General features: G+C 61.7%; 16 protein-coding genes. 4 read left to right on the top strand and 12 right to left on the bottom strand.

The window, feature by feature from the left end:
• Nucleotides 1-52: 52 nt before the first annotated feature.
• The 3 genes from ilvD to KUA23_RS28440 form a co-directional block, all read right to left on the bottom strand.
• Complete coding sequence (gene ilvD / locus KUA23_RS28450) at nt 53-1,894, bottom strand: dihydroxy-acid dehydratase (RefSeq protein ID WP_078050582.1); 1,842 nt, start codon at nt 1,892-1,894, stop codon at nt 53-55.
• Between the two features lie 290 nt (nt 1,895-2,184).
• On the bottom strand, nt 2,185-3,345 hold the full coding sequence (locus KUA23_RS28445; protein ID WP_252993188.1) for an MFS transporter: 1,161 nt from the start codon (nt 3,343-3,345) through the stop codon (nt 2,185-2,187).
• Nucleotides 3,346-3,593: 248 nt separating this feature from the next.
• Nucleotides 3,594-4,790, bottom strand: coding sequence for a class I SAM-dependent rRNA methyltransferase (locus KUA23_RS28440; protein WP_003195152.1), 1,197 nt, complete (start codon nt 4,788-4,790; stop codon nt 3,594-3,596).
• 278 nt (nt 4,791-5,068) lie between these two features.
• On the opposite strand from KUA23_RS28440, the gene KUA23_RS28435 reads away from it, so the two are divergent.
• Together KUA23_RS28435 and mutM are read left to right on the top strand one after the other, a co-directional pair.
• The gene (locus KUA23_RS28435; RefSeq protein WP_177409538.1) at nt 5,069-5,881 is read left to right on the top strand and encodes an HDOD domain-containing protein; all 813 of its coding nucleotides are present in this window, start codon (nt 5,069-5,071) and stop codon (nt 5,879-5,881) included.
• A gap of 21 nt (nt 5,882-5,902) precedes the next feature.
• Nucleotides 5,903-6,715, top strand: coding sequence for a bifunctional DNA-formamidopyrimidine glycosylase/DNA-(apurinic or apyrimidinic site) lyase (mutM, locus tag KUA23_RS28430; protein WP_028618324.1), 813 nt, complete (start codon nt 5,903-5,905; stop codon nt 6,713-6,715).
• A gap of 113 nt (nt 6,716-6,828) precedes the next feature.
• On the opposite strand, the gene KUA23_RS28425 is transcribed toward mutM, so the two are convergent.
• The 5 genes from KUA23_RS28425 to KUA23_RS28405 all read right to left on the bottom strand — a co-directional run bounded on the left by KUA23_RS28425 (nt 6,829) and on the right by KUA23_RS28405 (nt 11,522).
• Nucleotides 6,829-7,080, bottom strand: a complete 252-nt coding sequence (locus tag KUA23_RS28425; protein ID WP_003195146.1) for a YfhL family 4Fe-4S dicluster ferredoxin — start codon at nt 7,078-7,080, stop codon at nt 6,829-6,831.
• Between the two features lie 102 nt (nt 7,081-7,182).
• Complete coding sequence (gene coaD, locus KUA23_RS28420) at nt 7,183-7,662, bottom strand: pantetheine-phosphate adenylyltransferase (protein WP_003176711.1); 480 nt, start codon at nt 7,660-7,662, stop codon at nt 7,183-7,185.
• 114 nt (nt 7,663-7,776) lie between these two features.
• Nucleotides 7,777-9,372: a GMC family oxidoreductase gene (locus tag KUA23_RS28415; RefSeq protein WP_078050579.1), complete on the bottom strand. Its 1,596-nt coding sequence runs from the start codon at nt 9,370-9,372 to the stop codon at nt 7,777-7,779.
• Between the two features lie 148 nt (nt 9,373-9,520).
• Nucleotides 9,521-10,066 carry a twin-arginine translocation pathway signal protein gene (locus KUA23_RS28410; RefSeq protein WP_078050578.1) on the bottom strand — a complete coding sequence of 182 codons (546 nt, stop codon included), beginning with the start codon at nt 10,064-10,066 and terminating at the stop codon, nt 9,521-9,523.
• 28 nt (nt 10,067-10,094) lie between these two features.
• On the bottom strand, nt 10,095-11,522 hold the full coding sequence (locus tag KUA23_RS28405) for a coniferyl aldehyde dehydrogenase (RefSeq protein ID WP_252993187.1): 1,428 nt from the start codon (nt 11,520-11,522) through the stop codon (nt 10,095-10,097).
• 146 nt (nt 11,523-11,668) lie between these two features.
• On the opposite strand from KUA23_RS28405, the gene KUA23_RS28400 reads away from it, so the two are divergent.
• Both KUA23_RS28400 and KUA23_RS28395 read left to right on the top strand, forming a co-directional pair.
• A complete protein-coding gene (locus KUA23_RS28400; protein WP_016976019.1) occupies nt 11,669-12,340 on the top strand; it encodes a TetR/AcrR family transcriptional regulator in 672 nt (223 codons plus the stop codon).
• Between the two features lie 32 nt (nt 12,341-12,372).
• A complete protein-coding gene (locus KUA23_RS28395) occupies nt 12,373-13,227 on the top strand; it encodes a sulfurtransferase (protein ID WP_099493130.1) in 855 nt (284 codons plus the stop codon).
• A 36-nt stretch (nt 13,228-13,263) separates the two neighbouring features.
• Here KUA23_RS28395 and KUA23_RS28390 read toward each other — a convergent pair whose 3' ends face one another.
• From KUA23_RS28390 to KUA23_RS28375, 4 genes are all read right to left on the bottom strand, one after another.
• Complete coding sequence (locus KUA23_RS28390) at nt 13,264-14,268, bottom strand: hydrolase (RefSeq protein WP_252993186.1); 1,005 nt, start codon at nt 14,266-14,268, stop codon at nt 13,264-13,266.
• A gap of 102 nt (nt 14,269-14,370) precedes the next feature.
• Nucleotides 14,371-14,979 carry a 16S rRNA (guanine(966)-N(2))-methyltransferase RsmD gene (gene rsmD / locus KUA23_RS28385; RefSeq protein ID WP_100491942.1) on the bottom strand — a complete coding sequence of 203 codons (609 nt, stop codon included), beginning with the start codon at nt 14,977-14,979 and terminating at the stop codon, nt 14,371-14,373.
• Nucleotides 14,979-16,469, bottom strand: coding sequence for a M16 family metallopeptidase (locus KUA23_RS28380; RefSeq protein ID WP_078050573.1), 1,491 nt, complete (start codon nt 16,467-16,469; stop codon nt 14,979-14,981). Before KUA23_RS28380 ends, rsmD begins: the two co-directional genes overlap by 1 nt.
• Nucleotides 16,462-17,817: a M16 family metallopeptidase gene (locus tag KUA23_RS28375; RefSeq protein ID WP_078050572.1), complete on the bottom strand. Its 1,356-nt coding sequence runs from the start codon at nt 17,815-17,817 to the stop codon at nt 16,462-16,464. Before KUA23_RS28375 ends, KUA23_RS28380 begins: the two co-directional genes overlap by 8 nt.
• Nucleotides 17,818-17,926: the final 109 nt, after the last annotated feature.

Here is a 17,926-nt window from a genome sequence, read left to right as displayed (position 1 = left end):
ATCAGGCAAAAAAATGCCCCGCACTTGGCGGGGCATTTTTTATGCGCGAGGCTTACAGGCCGTCGAGCATCGCTTTGTTGCGCACAGCACCCTTGTCGGCACTGGTGGCCAGCAGGGCATAGGCCTTCAACGCAGTGGTGACTTTGCGCGGACGCTTCTCGACCGGCTTCCAGCCTTTCTTGTCCTGCTCAACCCGGCGCGCGGCCAGTTCTTCATCGCTGATCAACAGGTTGATCGAACGGTTCGGAATGTCGATCAGCACCTTGTCACCATCCTGCACCAGGCCAATCGCGCCGCCGGCAGCGGCTTCTGGCGAAGCGTGGCCGATGGACAGGCCCGACGTACCACCGGAGAAACGGCCGTCGGTCAGCAGAGCGCAAGCTTTGCCCAGCCCCTTGGATTTCAGGTAGGACGTCGGGTACAGCATCTCCTGCATACCCGGGCCGCCTTTCGGGCCTTCGTAGCGGATGATCACGATGTCGCCTTCCTTCACTTCATCAGCGAGGATGCCGCGAACCGAGCTGTCCTGGCTTTCGTAGATCTTGGCGCGGCCTTCAAAGACGTGGATGGACTCATCCACACCGGCGGTTTTCACCACGCAGCCATCCAGGGCGATGTTGCCGTACAGCACGGCCAGGCCGCCTTCTTGGGAGTAGGCGTGCTCGACACTGCGGATGCAGCCGTTTTCACGGTCGTCGTCCAGGGTGTCCCAACGGGTCGACTGGCTGAACGCAGTTTGCGTAGGGATACCCGCTGGGCCTGCCTTGAAGAAGGTGTGCACGGCTTCGTCGTCAGTCTGGGTGATGTCCCACTTGGCGATGCCTTCGGCGATGGACTTGCTGTGCACGGTCGGCAGGTCGGTGTGCAGCAGGCCGCCACGGGCCAGCGAACCGAGGATCGAGAAGATCCCGCCGGCGCGGTGCACGTCTTCCATGTGGTACTTCTGGATATTCGGCGCGACTTTGCACAGTTGCGGCACATGACGGGACAGGCGGTCGATGTCGCGCAGGTCGAAATCGATCTCGGCTTCCTGGGCCGCGGCCAGCAAGTGCAGGATGGTGTTGGTGGAACCGCCCATGGCGATGTCCAGGGTCATGGCGTTCTCGAACGCCTTGAAGTTGGCGATATTGCGCGGCAACACCGACTCATCGTTTTCGCCGTAGTAACGCTTGCACAACTCGACGATGGTGCGGCCGGCCTGCAGGAACAGCTGCTCGCGGTCACTGTGGGTGGCCAGGGTGGAACCGTTGCCCGGCAAGGCCAGGCCCAGGGCTTCCACCAGGCAGTTCATCGAGTTGGCGGTGAACATGCCGGAGCACGAACCGCACGTTGGGCAAGCGCTGCGCTCGTATTCCGCGACCTTCTCGTCAGAAGCGCTGGAATCGGCGGCGATGACCATGGCGTCGACCAGGTCGAGGCCGTGGGAGGCGAGCTTGGTCTTGCCGGCTTCCATCGGGCCGCCGGACACGAAGATCACCGGGATGTTCAGGCGCAGGGAGGCCATCAGCATGCCGGGAGTGATCTTGTCGCAGTTGGAGATGCAGACGATGGCGTCGGCGCAGTGGGCGTTGACCATGTACTCCACGGAGTCGGCGATGATCTCGCGGCTCGGCAGGGAATACAGCATGCCGTCATGGCCCATGGCGATGCCATCATCCACGGCGATGGTGTTGAATTCCTTGGCGACACCGCCGGCGCGTTCGATCTCGCGGGCGACCAGTTGGCCCAGGTCCTTGAGGTGGACGTGGCCGGGTACGAACTGGGTGAATGAGTTGGCAATCGCGATGATCGGCTTCTTGAAGTCGTCATCTTTCATCCCCGTGGCACGCCACAGTGCGCGCGCGCCGGCCATGTTGCGGCCGTGGGTGGATGTTTTCGAGCGGTAATCAGGCATTGGAGCACTCCGGGCGGCTAATCGGTATCAATGGGGAGTGAGCTTCTATTGACGTCTGGAACACTCAGAAATGGCCGTGTGTCCGGAAGTTGCCACTCGCGTCGCGGGATCGCCGCGTGCTTGGGCCTCGAGCTCATAAACCCGCCGGGGGATGACTGGCGATGAATAGCGTCGATTCTACACCGCTGGCGGCGAGAGGGAATGGCCGCAACCGTGAAGATAGCGCTTACGGGACGTGCGGGAGGCGCACGACCCACGGTAGGAACCGGCAAGCGGGGTCCTACAGTCGCTTAGCGTCCAGTTCGGGCATTGGTCAGCCAACCCCACAGGCTAAAGACGATGAAGCTCATGGCGATGGTGATCAATAGGTTGGACCCGGTTTGCGCCAGGACGGCACTGCTGACTGCGGCGGTCAGGAACATGATGCTGTTGCCCGCCGAGGCAGCAGTACCTGCACTGCTTGAGAACAGCAACATTGCCGCAGAAATCGCCGCCGGACGAACCAGGGTCACGGCCAGGGCGCTGATTAGCATCGGGATGAGCAACGTCACAGGGGTGATGGCATCCAGGCTGACGATCAGTGTTAACGGCACGCCCGCGACGAGCAGCAGCCCCAGGCCGATATTGATTTGCCGGGACAGCGAAATCCGCTTTTGCAGGTACGAGGCCGCAACGCCGCCAAGCAAGTAGGCCACGCCATAGACCATCAACACCAACGCGTACTGGTATTCGGAGAGCTTCAGCGCGTCCATGAAAATCAGCGGTGTCACGCTGATCAAGGCGAAGTAGCAGGCGAATACCAGTGCGGCGATCCACCAGTAGCGCAGGAAGTCGCGATTACGGGCGACGGCTTTCAGTGTGCCGATGATCGACACCGGCGTGCGGTGTGGGCTGGCGGACTTGGACGGCAGGATGCAGAGGGCGTGGATCAACATGCCCAGTGCCATTACGGCGAACCCATAAAAGCTGCCTTGCCAGTCGAAGGTGGTTTGCAGCCAGGAGCCGATCAACGGCGACAGCGCAACGAATGAACCGCTCAGGGTCATGTAGTAAAGGCGCACGCGAGCGCGGTCTTGCTCCTCGAACAGGTCTTCCACCAGTGCGTGGCCCAGTACGAAGAACCCGCAACCCATGGCCTGGACACTGCGAAACAGCAGGAAGGTCAGGTAGTCCGTCGCCAGTGCGCAACCGAGGGCACCCAGGATCGACAGCGTAATGCACCCGAGCAGGACTTCCTTGCGCCCCCATTTGTCCGACAGCGGGCCGGTGATCAGTTGAGAAATGGAAAAGACCAGGGTGAACAGGCTGATGGACAGCGCGACGTCTGCGCTTGGCGTGTCGAATCGGGCCGCCAGGGCAGGGAATGAGGGCAGGAGAATATTGATCGGAAAGAAACTGATCAATGAAATGCAGGTGATGAGGATGAAGCGGGAGAGGTAGGGCCGAGACATTGTTTTTGTTTTCCGGAGTAAAACCAGAAACGGATACTAGTCTGCGAAAAGTGGAATTCAATCAAAAGCGTTGAGAGAAACTTCCTGAATTGACGTGGCTTGCTTGGGTAGGAAAGCCTTTACGGCAACCACCAAACAAATGTGGGAGGGGGCTTGCCCCCGATTGCGTAGTGTCAGCCCCATATTAGCTGGCTGACACACGGCTATCGGGGGCAAGCCCCCTCCCACATTTTTATCTGTGCTTGGCTTTAGCTGTTTGGCAACAACCGGCACGTAATGCTCTTGATGTAACGCGTCTCTGCAATCGCCGGGTGCACCGGATGATCCGGACCCTGGCCGCCACGCTCCAGCATCTGGATATTGCGATCCAAATGACGGGCGCTGGTCAGCAGGATGTTTTGCAGGTCGTCTTCCGGCAGGTGCATGGAGCACGACGCGCTGACCAGGATGCCGTCCTTGCTGAGCAGGCGCATGGCTTGCTCGTTGAGGCGGCGGTAGGCGCCTTCGCCGTTCTTCATGTCTTTTTTGCGTTTGATGAAGGCCGGTGGGTCGGCGACGATCACGTCGAAGCGTTCTTCGCTGGCTTTCAGTTCTTTCAAGGCTTCAAACACGTCGCCTTCGATGCAGGTCATCTTCTCGGCAAAGCCGTTCAGCGCGGCATTGCGCTCCACGCCGTCGAGGGCGAAGGCGGAGGCGTCGACGCAGAACACTTCACTGGCGCCGAAGGCCGCGGCTTGCACGCCCCAGCCGCCGATGTAGCTGTAGAGGTCCAGCACGCGTTTGCCTTTGGCATACGGGGCCAGGCGTGCGCGGTTCATGCGGTGGTCGTAGAACCAGCCGGTTTTCTGGCCCTGGATCACCGGGGCTTCGAATTTCACGCCGTTTTCTTCCAGCGCAACCCACTCCGGCACCAGGCCGAACACGGTTTCGACGTAGCGGTTGAGGCCTTCGGCGTCGCGCGCGGCGGAGTCGTTCTTGAACAGGATGCCGCTCGGCTTGAGCACTTGGGTCAGGGCGGCGATCACGTCTTCTTTATGCGCCTCCATGGTCGCCGAGGCGATCTGCACCACCAGGATGTCGCCGAAACGGTCGACCACCAGGCCTGGCAGCAGGTCGGAATCGCCGTAGACCAGGCGGTAGAACGGCTTGTCGAACAGGCGGTCGCGCAGGGACAGGGCGACGTTCAGGCGGTGCACCAGCAGCGACTTGTCCAACGGCAACTTGATGTCGCGCGACAGCAGGCGCGCGCAGATCAGGTTGTTCGGGCTCATGGCCACGATGCCCAGGGTCTTGCCGCCGGCCGCTTCGAGGATGGCCTGGTCGCCCGCCTGGAAGCCGTGAAGTGGGGTGGCGGCCACGTCGATTTCGTTGCTATAGACCCACAGGTGGCCGTTGCGCAAACGACGATCGGCGTTGGCTTTGAGACGCAGGCTTGGCAGGGACATGACGTCGCTCCGGAAAAAAGAGCGGGAGTATACCTGTTGCGGCGCGGTTCATGTGGGAGTGGGCTTGCCCGCGATGCAGGCGGCGTGGTGTATCTGACGTACGGCGGTGATGCAATCGGGGGGCAAGCCCCCTCCCACATTTAGTCCGATTTCAATCGGGCATTTGGGTGTCGGTCAGGTTTGCTTAGGGGTTAGAATCCCCGCCTAGCCCAGAGTATGTACTTATGTCCCAAGAGCTTTCTTCCGAACAGATCCAACAGGCCCTGCAAGGCATCAGCGTGCCGCCCCAGCCGCAAATCATGGTGGATTTGCAGATGGAGCAATACATGCCCGACCCGGACCTGGAAGTGATCGCCCGGTTGATCTCCCAGGATCCGGGCCTCTCCGGTGCGCTGCTGAAGATCGTCAACTCGTCGTATTACGGGCTGAGCAACAAGATTGCCTCGATCCAGCGTGCCGTGAACCTGTTGGGCAGCCGCTCGATCATCAACCTGATCAACGCGCTGTCGATCAAGGGCGAAATGAGCGACGACACCATCGTCACCCTCAACCGCTTCTGGGACACCGCGCAGGATGTGGCGATGACCTGCCTCACCCTGGCCAAGCGTACCGGCGCCCAGGCGGTGGACGAGGCTTATGCCCTGGGCCTGTTCCACGATTGCGGCGTGCCGCTGATGCTCAAGCGTTTCCCCAATTACATGTCGGTACTGGAGCAGGCCTACGCCAACGCCGGCCCCGACTGCCGCGTGGTCGACACCGAGAACAACGCGTTCAACACCAACCATGCCGTGGTGGGTTACTACACCGCCAAGTCCTGGCGCCTACCGGAGCATGTGACCGACGCCATCGCCAACCACCACAACGCCCTGGCGGTGTTCAGCGATGAGTCGTCGCGCAATTCGCAGCTCAAGAACCTGCTGGCGATCCTGAAAATGGCCGAGCACATCTGCTCGTCCTATCGCGTGCTGGGCAACCAGGCGGTGGACCATGAGTGGAATGCCATCGGCCATCTGGTGCTGGACTACGTGGGCCTGTCGGACTACGACTTCGAAAGCATGAAGTTGTCGATCCGCGAGCTGGGCGCCCACTGACCCTTTCTTCAAGAGGTACACATGCCCGAGTTGCCAGAAGTCGAAACCACCCGGCGCGGAATCGCGCCGCACCTGGAAGGCCAGCGGGTCAGCCGTGTGGTAGTGCGTGAACGGCGCCTGCGCTGGCCGATTCCGGAAGACCTCGATGTGCGCCTGTCCGGCCAGCGCATCGTGCTGGTGGAGCGGCGGGCCAAGTACCTGTTGATCAATGCCGAAGTAGGCACCTTGATCAGCCATTTAGGCATGTCGGGCAACTTGCGACTGGTGGAGGTCGGCATGCCGGCGGCCAAACACGAGCATGTGGATATCGAGCTGGAATCGGGCATGGCCCTGCGCTACACCGACCCGCGGCGTTTCGGCGCCATGCTCTGGAGCCAGGACCCGCACAACCACGAGCTGTTGCTACGCCTGGGGCCGGAGCCGTTGACCGACCTGTTTGATGGCGAGCGCCTGTTCCAACTGTCCCGTGGCAAGTCGATGGCGGTGAAGCCGTTCATCATGGACAACGCGGTGGTGGTGGGCGTGGGCAATATCTATGCGACGGAAGCGCTGTTTGCGGCGGGGATTGATCCGCGTCGGGCTGCGGGCGGCATTTCGCGCGGGCGTTACTTGAAGCTGGCGATTGAGATCAAACGCGTGCTGGCCGCTGCCATCGAGCGCGGCGGTACCACGTTGCGGGACTTTATCGGTGGCGACGGGCAACCGGGGTATTTCCAGCAGGAATTGTTCGTCTATGGCCGTGGTGGCGAGGCGTGCAAGGTTTGCGGGAGCGAGTTGCGCAATGTGGTGCTGGGGCAACGGGCGAGTGTGTTTTGCCCCAAGTGCCAGAGCTGATCTTGTGTGATGGCTGATGCCGCCTTCGCGAGCAAGCCCGCTCCCACATTCGACCGCATTCTCATATTGGAACTCGGTCAACTGTGGGAGCGGGCTTGCTCGCGAAGAGGCCCTTAAGCCTTGCCGGTAATCTTGCGGTACTTCTCCATCAACTGCTCTTCCGTCTCCGGATGGGCTTCATCCAGCGGAATGCAATCCACCGGGCACACCTGTTGGCACTGCGGCTCGTCATAGTGGCCGACACATTGGGTGCACAGGTTGGGGTCGATCACGTAGATCTCTTCGCCTTGGGAAATCGCGGCGTTCGGGCACTCGGGTTCGCAGACGTCGCAGTTGATGCAATCGTCGGTGATGATCAGGGACATGGAAACTCCTGCCAGGGCTGTCAGCCAAGGCATCTGAAAACTAATGCGCGCAATTGTGCCGCATTGGCGCCCGCAGTGCGAGCAGGCGCCGATTGAACGGTGTTACTTCTTGAAGCGCAGCGTCAGTGCATCTGCTACAGCCGGATGCACGAACTTGGTGATATCTCCGCCCAAAGCGGCGATCTCACGGACCAACGTCGAGGAAATGAACGAGTAACGTTCCGACGGGGTGAGGAACAGGCTCTCCACGTCCGGCGCCAGTTGGCGGTTCATGTTGGCCAGCTGGAATTCGTATTCGAAATCCGACACCGCGCGCAGGCCGCGCAGGAATACATTGGCGTTCTGCTCTTTGGCGAAATGCGCCAGCAGCGTGGAAAAACCGACCACTTCCACGTTGGGCAGGTGTTTGGTGACCTCACGCGCCAGCTCCACGCGCTGTTCCAGGGGAAACAGCGGGTTTTTCTTGGGGCTGGCTGCGACCGCGATGATCACATGGTCGAACAAGCGTGAGGCACGTTCGACCAGATCGCCATGGCCTTTGGTAATCGGGTCGAAGGTACCTGGGTACAACACTCGGTTCATCGCGTCGTCCTGGCGGAGTCCGTTGGGGAACCGGATGGTATCGCAGCCATCCCGGTCGGGAAAGTCAACTTATGCAGAAGAAAGCAGTATAGACATGGCGAATACCGTGTTTTTTCATGCTGTTTTCAGACGTTCGGCCAATGCTGTCGCCAGTTGGGCAGTCAAACCGTACACCGATAATTGTGGGTTGGCCCCAATGCTGGTGGGGAATAAAGAGCCATCGTGGATCGACAGGTTGCGCAGTTGGTGGTGCCGACCGAGGCTGTCGGCCACTGCGTTTTTCGGGTCGTCACCCATGGCACAACCGCCCATCACATGGGCACTGCCCAGGCACGTGCGATGCAGTTCCAGGTTCAGGTCGTCAATCATCGTGCGGGCTTCACCCAGGGTTTTGACGTAGCGCGCATCGTGATGCAGCGGCTTGACCGACTTGGCGCCCGCCGCGAACTGGATCTCGGCCATGCTGTGGAACGCACGGCGCAAGCCATCCCAGGCGTAGTCCGACACCTGGTAGTCGAGCACCGGCGTGCCATCGCCGCGCAACTCCACACTGCCGCCCGGGCTGTCGGGGTGGAAGCCGTCGCGCAGCAGCGCCAGCATCGCGTGGGTGTTGGGCAACTGGCTCATGTCCAGGGCGTTCTGGGTGCCGTAGCCGCCGAGCAGGGTGCTGGCCAACGCCGGGTGCAGGGGCGGGGCCTCCAGCTTGTACGACATTTTGCCCGTGGTGCCGTCCTGCCACTGGAAATGGTCGGAATAGATCGACTGCGGCGCGCCGTAGAACGGGTTGATCACCTCGTCGAACAACCCGGCGGAGAAATTCACCAGGTGCAGGAAGGTGCGTTTGCCCAGCCGCGAATGTGGGTCGGGCGCGTCTGAGCGCATCAGCAGCGCCGGGCTGTTGATGCCGCCGCCCGAGAGCACGTAATGCTTGGCCTTCACCGTGATCTTGCGTCCGGTCGGCGCTACGCACAGGGTGTCCATGGCCACGCATTCCAGGCTGTTGATGGTGTCGCCGCTGTAGTTGAGGCGTTCGGCGCGGGCCAGGTAGAGCAGTTCGCCGCCCTTTTCCAGGGTGGAGGGAATGGTGGTCACCAGCATCGACTGCTTGGCGTTGACCGGGCAGCCCATGCCGCAGTAACCCAGGTTGAAACAGCCGCGCACGTTCCGTGGGATCACGTGCCAACTGTAACCGAGCTTCTCGCAGCCTTTGCGGATCACATCGTTGTTGGGGTTGGGCGGCAGGGCCCAGGGCGCGATGCCCAGGCGTTGCTCCATTTTTTCGAACCAGGGCGCCATCTCCGCGCTGCTGTGGCCCTTCACGGCGTATTCGCTGGCCCAATGGGCGAGGGTGGCGTCCGGGGTACGAAAGCTCGATGTCCAGTTGATCAGCGTGGTGCCGCCCACGGCCCGGCCCTGCAGGATGGTGATCGCGCCATCCTTGCTCATGCGGCCGATGCCCTCCTGGTACAAGCTGGTATAGGCCTCGTCTTCGAGCAACTTGAAATCGCTGCTGGTCTTGAGCGGGCCTTCTTCGATCAGCAGCACTTTGTAGCCCGCGGCACTGAGAATTTCAGCAGTGGTACCGCCTCCGGCGCCGCTGCCGATGATCACGACGTCGGCCTCCAGGGTCAGGTCGTTGTCGAGGGCGGCGCCATTGTGGGTTTTCCAGCCACGGGCCATGCCGTCGCGGAACAGGTCGGGTACGGGCATAGGAGTGCACTCTTATTTTTGTACGAAGTTGTGGTCGATGTGGGAGCGGGCGTGCTCGCGAATGCAACGTGTCAGTCGATAAAGGTGTGGCTGATCCACCGCTTTCGCGAGCAAGCCCGCTCCCACATTTTTGATCGGGTTATCAAGGCTAGATCTTCGGTGGCCCGGGGTAGCCGCAATGGGCCCAGGACGCGGGCTGGAAGTACCAGGCCATGATCACCAGCTTGAGCAGCGAGCCCTGGCCCATGCGCAGCAGGTTCAGGTAGCTGTTTTCCCAGCGGTGCAGGAAGTTACCGATCTGTTCGCTGCTGGCGTTTTCCCAACTGCCCCAGATACCGGTCAGCGGGCCTCGGGTGATGCCCATGCCGAGTACGTCGAACAACTGCTGGGTGAGCTTGAACATCTCCGGCGACAGGCGTTGCAGGCTGAAGTCGAGCTTTTTAAGGGTGCCTTCAATCCCACTGGCGACTTCCTGGGCGCTGGCCACGCCTTCGAGCAACACCGGGATCACAGCGCGCAAGAACGGCAGGTCACTGCTGCGCAACATGGCAAAACCGCTGGCCGGGGTGCTGCTGGAGCAACCGCTCAGGCTGGCGCCCAACCCGGCGGTGGCCAGGAAGGCGCTGGCGCACAGGCCGATTTTCAAGACGCCGCGCCGCGACAGCGCAGGTGTTTCAGTCAGGCTAGGGTTCATTGTTATTGTTATCCCGTGGGTGGCGGTGTCAGCGGACAAACAGCTTCTGGATCAACTTCTGGATGGCTTTGCCGTAGGGCGGATAGATCAGCTTCGCAGCGTTCAGGCGCTGTTTCACCAGTACGCCCTTGGCTTTGCTGAAGGTGAGGAAGCCTTCGTGGCCGTGGTAGTGACCCATGCCCGACGGGCCGATGCCGCCAAATGGCATGTCGTCCTGGGCCACATGCAGCAGCGTGTCGTTCAGGCACACACCGCCGGAATGGGTTTCGTGGAGCACACGATCCTGCTCGCCCTTGTTGTAGCCGAAGTAATACAGGGCCAGTGGGCGAGGGCGTTGGTTGATGTAGGCAAAGGCTTGGTCGATGCCGCGATAGGGCACGATCGGCAGCACCGGGCCGAAGATTTCGTCCTGCATCACGGTCATGTCATCGCTGACATTCAATAACAGGCTATGGGCCATGCGCCGCGCCTGGCCTTGGTCGTACAGCGGAATCAGGGTGGCGCCTTTGTCGGTAGCGTCCTTGACGTAGGCGTTGAGCCGGGCCAGTTGTCGTTCGTTGATGATCGCCGTGTAGTCCGGGTTGTCGACCAGGCTTGGATAAAACCCGCGAACGGCCTGGGTGTAGGCTTCGACAAAACCTTCGACGCGATCCTCCGGCACCAGCACGTAGTCGGGTGCCACGCAGGTTTGCCCAGCGTTCAGCGCTTTTCCGAAGGCGATACGTTCGGCGGCGTCCTTGAGCGGCACGTCGGCAGACACGATGGCGGGCGACTTGCCGCCCAACTCCAGGGTGACCGGGGTGAGGTGTTCGGCCGCCGCACGCATCACGTGCTTGCCGATGCTGGTGGCGCCGGTAAATAACAGGTGATCGAAGGGCAGCTTGGAGAAGGCCATGCCGACTTCGGCTTCACCCAGCACCACGCACACCAGGTCCTCGGGGAAGATCTTCGCCAGCAACGCTTTGAGTAACTCGCCCGTGGCGGGGGTGGATTCGCTGAGCTTGAGCATCACCCGGTTACCGGCGGCGAGTGCGCCGACCAGTGGGCCGATGGCCAGGTACAGTGGGTAGTTCCAGGGCACGATCACCCCGACCACGCCCAAGGGTTGGTAGATGACTTTGGCCGAGGCGGGTTGGAAGGCAATGCCGACAGCGCGTCGTGAAGGTTTCATCCAGCCCTTGAGGTGTTTGCTGGCATAGTGAATGCCATGCAGGCTGGGCATCAGTTCGGCGAACAGGGTTTCGTCAGCGCTACGGTGGCTGAAGTCTTGGCTGATCGCGTTGATCAGCGCCTGGCGCTCGTCGCTGAGCAGGTCGCGCAGGGCCTTGAGCCATTGCTGACGCTGGGCCGCCGGCGGCATCGGGTTGGCCGCGTAGGCACGGCGCTGGGTGTCGAACAGGTCTTGGAGTTGATCCAGCGCCTGGGAATCTTGCAGGTAGGCAACGTTGGCAGACATGGCGGCGTTCCCGATTGTTATTGGTCTGCCTGGATTTTTAGAGTCATTACTCTAAATTGTCAAATGTCATTACGCCTACGTGCGGATTTATCCCTGCAAGAATAGTCCGTAAGATGCCCCATCACGTGTACAGAAGCTGATTCCCTATGGCACCACGAGTAAAGACCAGCGAGCGCATTGTGCAAACCAGCCTGGAGCTTTTTAACCAGCAGGGCGAGCGCAGTGTGAGCACCAACCACATTGCCGCCCATATGGAAATTTCGCCGGGCAACCTGTACTACCACTTCCCCAATAAGCAGGCGATCATCGCCGTACTGTTTCGTGAATACGAAGCCCTGGTGGACAGTTTCCTGCGCCCACCCCAAGGCCGCGCTGTTACGGTCGAAGACAAACGCTTCTACCTGCAGGCCGTGTTGGCTGGCATGTGGCGCTACCGTTTCCTGCACCGCGACCTCGAACACCTGCTGGAAAGCGACCCGGAACTGGCCACCGGCTACCGGCGTTTTTCCCAGCGCTGCCTGACCCAGGGTGGGGCTATCTACCAAGGGTTTGTTGACGCCGGCATCCTCAATATGGACCCGGTGCAAACCGAAGCCCTGACCCTCAATGCCTGGATCATCCTCACCTCTTGGGTGCGGTTTTTGTGCACCACCAATGAGAACTCGGCCCACCTGAGCGCCGAGGCGATCAAGCGCGGTGTGTATCAGGTGCTGGTGCTGGAGGCGGGTTTTGTCACGCCCCAGGCAAAAGAAGCAGTGGATGCTTTGTTCAAGGAATTTTACGTGCCTTTAAATCAGGCATTGGAAGAAGTGAAGTAGGACCTTTCCCGAATCGTTCATAGGAGTCCGTCATGCCGCTTGCCCAATTGATCAGCCCCCAGCAACTGGCCGAGCGCCAGAAGGCCGATGGGGTGGTGGTCCTGGATTGCCGTTTTGCCCTGGAAGACCCGGATTACGGACTCTGCAGCTATGCCGAAGGGCATATCGAGGGCGCGCAGTATGCCGACCTGGAACGCCACCTCAGCGGGCCGGTGACCAAGGGCGTGACTGGCCGTCACCCGTTGCCGGACGCCAACACCTTCGCCGAGCAATTACGGGCCTGGGGCGTCAATGCCGACACCGACGTGGTGCTCTACGACGACGGCCCCGGAGCTTATGCCGCGCGTGCCTGGTGGTTGCTGGCCTGGCTGGGCAAGCGTGACGGCGTGTTTATCCTGGATGGCGGCCTCAAGGCCTGGCATGCGGCGGGGTTTCCGTTGAGCCTGGACGCGCCGGTGGTTGAGCCGGGTACATTTATCGGCACGCCGGACAATCGCCTGGTGCTGGACGCTGAACACCTGCAAAAACGCCTGGGCCAACCCGGGCTGACCCTCATCGATGCCCGCGCCCAGCCGCGCTTTCGCGGTGACGTGGAGCCCATCGACCCGATTGCCGGGCACATCCCGGGTGCGCAGTGCGCGGCGTTCAATGAAAACCTCGGCACTGACGGCCGCTTCCTGCCGGCTGAGCAGCTCAAGCAACGTTTCGCCGCCCAATTGCAGGGGCGCTCACCGGAAGATCTGGTGGCGTATTGCGGTTCGGGCGTGACGGCGTGCCACAACCTGTTTGCCCTGAGCCTGGCGGGTTACCCATTGGGTAAATTGTATGCAGGGTCGTGGAGTGAGTGGATTACCGATCCACAGCGTGAAATCGCCACGGGCGACTGAACACACAACCCCTGTAGGCGCCGGCAAGCCGTGCTCCTACAGGTGCGGTGTGGTTTGCGTCAGCAGCCAGGCGGGAATCCGGCGTTCCAGGTAATAGCTTGGCTGTTTGAGAGAACCGTCGACAAAACCTACATGCCCACCTTTGGCTGTCAGCTCAAACTCAGTGCACGCCGACAGTTCACTCGCCTCAGGTAGGCTATGGGCAAACACAAACGGGTCATCAGCCGCCTGGATGATCAAGGTGGGCGTTTGGATGCCGCCCAGGTAATAGCGGCTCGACGCGCGGCGGTAATAGTCCTCGGCACTCAAGAAACCATGCAACGGCGCAGTGACCCGGCCATCGAAGTCCCAGAACGTGCGCATTTTCTCCAATGAGCCAAGGGCTTCCAGGGTTTTCAGCCCGTCCGCCCGACCATCCTGCAGAAAGCGGCTTTGCTTGACGCGGATATACGCCACCATTTCGCGCATGAAATGCTTCTGGTAAACCCGCGAAAAGCCCAGGCCGATACGGTCCGCGCATTGGTCCAAACGAAACGGCACCGACACCGCCGCGGCGCCTTGCAGCCCCGATGCCGCGCCGGTTTCCCCCAAATGCTTGAGCAGCACATTGCCGCCCAGTGAGTAACCCACGGCATACAACGGCGCCAACGGTCGCTTGGCCCGCAGGTGGGCAATGGCCGCTGCCAGGTCTTCGCTCGCGCCGGAGTGATAGCTGCGCGCTAACAGGTTCGGTTCGCCCGAGCATCCACGCCAGTTCAACGCGGCGCTGGCCCAGCCTTGCGCGGCAAGGGCTTTTTGCAGGCCGGCCACATAGGGCGAGTTGGAGGAACCGGTCAGCCCATGCAGCACCAGCACCAAGGGTGCTTGCGCGTCATGTGGGCCGTGCCAGTCGAGATCGAGGAAGTCGCCATCTTTCAGCCACAGGCGTTCGCGTTGGCGTTCGATATGGGTAGTTGGGCGCCACAGCGGCCCCCACAGCGTTTGCAGGTGAGGGTTGCCGAGACCGAAGGCGGGAGTGAACAGGTGGGTAGAAGGCTTCATGAAACTCTCTGTGGCGAGCGCACTTAATTGTGGTGAGCGGGCAGTGCGACGATTCGACAAGCCCGCTCACTACAACACAAGCCCTGCTGCCACGTCCGGAGGTCAGGCGACGCTACGGTGCCACAACGCGTAATACACCCGTCCGGACTTCTGTTCCCGGTGCAGGCGCCACGCTGCTGGCAAGCCGAGGGTAGAGGGCGCTGACTCGCTTTCAGTGTAGATCCACGCATCCGGTGCCAGCCATTGGCGTTCTTCCAGCAGTGCGCACACGGTTGGCAGCAGGTTCTGGTTGAACGGCGGGTCGAGGAACACCACGTCGTATTCACTGGCTGGCTGTGTCTCGAGGTAGCGCAGCGCGTCGGCGGTTTGCACTTGGCCGGTGGTGCAGCGCAGGGTGCCCAGGTGTTCCTTGAGGCTGGACACCGCCACATTGCTGGCGTCCAGCGCCTGGCCCAGGGCGGCGCCACGGGACAACGCCTCCAGGAACAACGCGCCACTGCCGGCAAACGGATCCAGCACCTTGGCGCCCGCGATGTACGGTGCAAGCCAGTTGAACAGGGTTTCACGCACGCGGTCCGGCGTCGGGCGCAGGCCCACGACGTCGGGGAAGCTCAGCTTGCGGCTGCGCCATTCGCCGCCAATGATGCGCAGTTGGCCCACACCGTTATGGACGTTGTGGACAGGTTTTTTCGGGCGAGATGAACTGGCCATTAATGCTCCGGAACCCCGAGCGGCTGCTCGGCGGGTTTATCAGTGGGGGGCGGTAGTGGCTTTTGCGCAATCGTCGGGCCGGCGGTCACGATGACCATCTTGTCGGCGCTCAAGTGTTTGTTCATTGCAGCCTTGACCTGCTCTACGGTCAGGGCCTGGGATTGTTTCATGAAATCTTCCAGATAGCTCAGCGGCAGGTTGTAGAAACCCATGGCGCCCAGCTGCCCGACGATGTCGGCGTTGCTCGCGGTCGACAGCGGGAAGCTGCCGGCCAGCTCGCGCTTGGCGTCATCGAGTTCTTTTTGCGTTGGGCCGGTCTTGAGGTAGTCGGCTACCACATCCTCGACCAGGCGCAGGGTGCCGCCGCTCATTTCCGCGCGGGTCTGCAGGTTGATCATGAACGGGCCACGCACCTGCATCGGCGAGAAGCCGGAGTAAACGCCATAGGTCAGGCCGCGTTTTTCGCGCACTTCGCTCATCAAGCGGGTGCCGAAACCACCGCCGCCGAGGATCTGGTTACCCAGTGACAAGGCAGCGTAGTCCGGGTCGGCACGGTCGATGCCCAGTTGCGCGAACAGCAGGTGCGTCTGCTTGGACGGGAACTCGATACGGCTCAAACCCGGTTTGGGTTCGGTCGGCTGGGCGATTTTTGGCAGGGCGGGGCCCTTGGGCAGCGACGCGGAGACCTTGGCGGTCATGGCTTCGGCTTCGGCGCGGGTGAGGTCGCCGACCACTGCAATCACCGCGTTGCCCGCTGCGTAAGCCTTGGCGTGGAACGCCTGCAACTGCGCGACGGTAATCTTCGGGACGCTCTCCGGTGTGCCTTCGCTTGGGTGCGCGTAAGGATGGTCGCCGTACAGGCGCTTGAACAGCTCAAGGCTCGCCAGCTTGCCGGGGTTCTGCTTCTGGTATTCGAAGCCGGCCAGGATCTGGTTCTTGATCCGCGCCAGGGAGTCGGCCGGGAAGGTCGGCTTGCCAATCACCTGGTCAAACAGGCTCAGGGCGGCGTCGCGTTTATTGCTGTCGCTGAGGCTGCGCAGGGACACCAGCGCCATGTCGCGGTACGCGCCATTGCCAAAGTCCGCACCCAGGCCTTCGAAGTCGCGGGCGATCTGGCTCACATCCTTGCCCGGCACGCCTTCGTTGAGCATGGCGTTGGTCATCAGCGCCAGGCCCGGTACGTTGCCGTCCTGGCTGCTGCCGGCGGCGAACAGGATGCGCACGTCGAACATCGGCAGTTCATGGGCTTCGACGAACAGCACCTTGGCGCCTTCGGCGGTGGTCCAGGTTTGCACGTCGAGCTTGCGGTTGGTCGGCGCCTTGCCGTCCAGTTCCGCCAGGGATTGCAGTGTGTTGCTCGATTGGGCTTTTTCCAATGCCGGGCTGGCCACGGAGTCGCTCGGGCGCAGGAAGTACACGGCGCTGGCGGCGATCAGGGTGACGACGACCAGGCCGGGGAAGAACAGGCGGCTGCTTTTGCGATCACTCATGAGCGGTCTCCTGAGGCAGAACATGGGCGACGCTGAGACGTTCGCGAGTGAAATAGGTGCGCGCGGCTTTCTGGATATCTTCCGGGGTCACGCTTTGCAGGTCGGCCAGTTCGGTGTCCATCAACTTCCAGGACAGGCCAACGGTCTCCAGGGAGCCAATGGCCGTGGCCTGGCTGGTGATGGAGTCACGCTGGTAGACCAGGCCGGCAATGACCTGGGCGCGGATGCGTTCCAGCTCTTCGGCGGTCGGTGGCTTGGCCTTCAGCTCTTCCAGCAGGCGCCACAGGCCGGCTTCGGCTTGGGCGACGGTCTTTTTCTTCTGCTGGTTCGGCGTGGCGGACAGCATGAACAGGGTGTCACCGCGGGTATAGGCGTCATAGTTGGTCGACGCGGCAGAGACCAGCTCTTCACCGCGCTCCAACTGCTCGGAGATACGAGCGCTGTAGCCGCCGTCCAGCAGGGCCGAGATCAGGCGCAGGGCTTGCACCGAACGCTTGTCTTCGGCGGTGGCCAGGCCAGGGACGTTGAAGCCCAGCATTACGCTCGGCAGTTGGGTTTGCACATGCAGGGTCAGCAGGCGCTCGCCGGGCTCGGCCAGTTCCATTGGGATCTTCGCCGGTGGCACGTCGCGCTTGGGGATAGGGCCGAAGTAGCGATTGGCCAGGTTCTTCACCTCGTCCGGGGTGACATCGCCGACCACCACCAGGGTGGCGTTGTTCGGGACGTACCAGGATTGGTACCAGTGGCGCAGCTCTTCGACTTTCATGCGGTCCAGGTCGGCCATCCAGCCGATGGTCGGCGTGTGGTAGCCACTGGCCGGGAATGCCATGGCCTTGAAGCGCTCGTAGGCCTTGGACATCGGGTTGTCGTCGGTGCGCAGGCGGCGCTCTTCCTTGATTACCTCGATCTCGCGGCTGAATTCATCGGCGGGCAGGCGCAGGCTGGCCATGCGGTCGGCTTCCAGCTCGAAGGCAACGCCCAGGCGGTCGCGGGCCAGCACCTGGTAGTAAGCGGTGTAGTCATCGCTGGTGAAGGCGTTCTCTTCCGCGCCCAGGTCGCGCAGGATCAGCGAGGCTTCGCCGGGGCCGACCTTGGCGCTGCCCTTGAACATCATGTGCTCCAGGGCGTGGGACAAACCGGTCTGGCCCGGGGTTTCGTAGCTCGAACCGACCTTGTACCAGACCTGGGAAACCACCACCGGCGCGCGATGATCTTCGCGCACGACGACCTTGAGGCCGTTGTCCAGGGTGAATTCGTGGGTGGGTTGTGGGTCGGCAGCCAGAGCTGAAAGAGGCAGACAAACTGTGCTGAACAGCAGGCCTGCGGCGCGGCGGGCTAGAGCATTCATTCGTTTTTAAACCTGTTGGGCTGCCCGCTTGGTCTTAGCGTCGGCGGGCGAGGAGGTGCTAGGATACTGATCGGATTTAAGGACGGCCACTGCGGCAGTCGTGTTGAGG

This window comes from Pseudomonas pergaminensis, assembly GCF_024112395.2.
GTDB lineage: Bacteria > Pseudomonadota > Gammaproteobacteria > Pseudomonadales > Pseudomonadaceae > Aquipseudomonas > Aquipseudomonas pergaminensis.
This window is presented reverse-complemented; position numbering and strand designations above follow the sequence as displayed.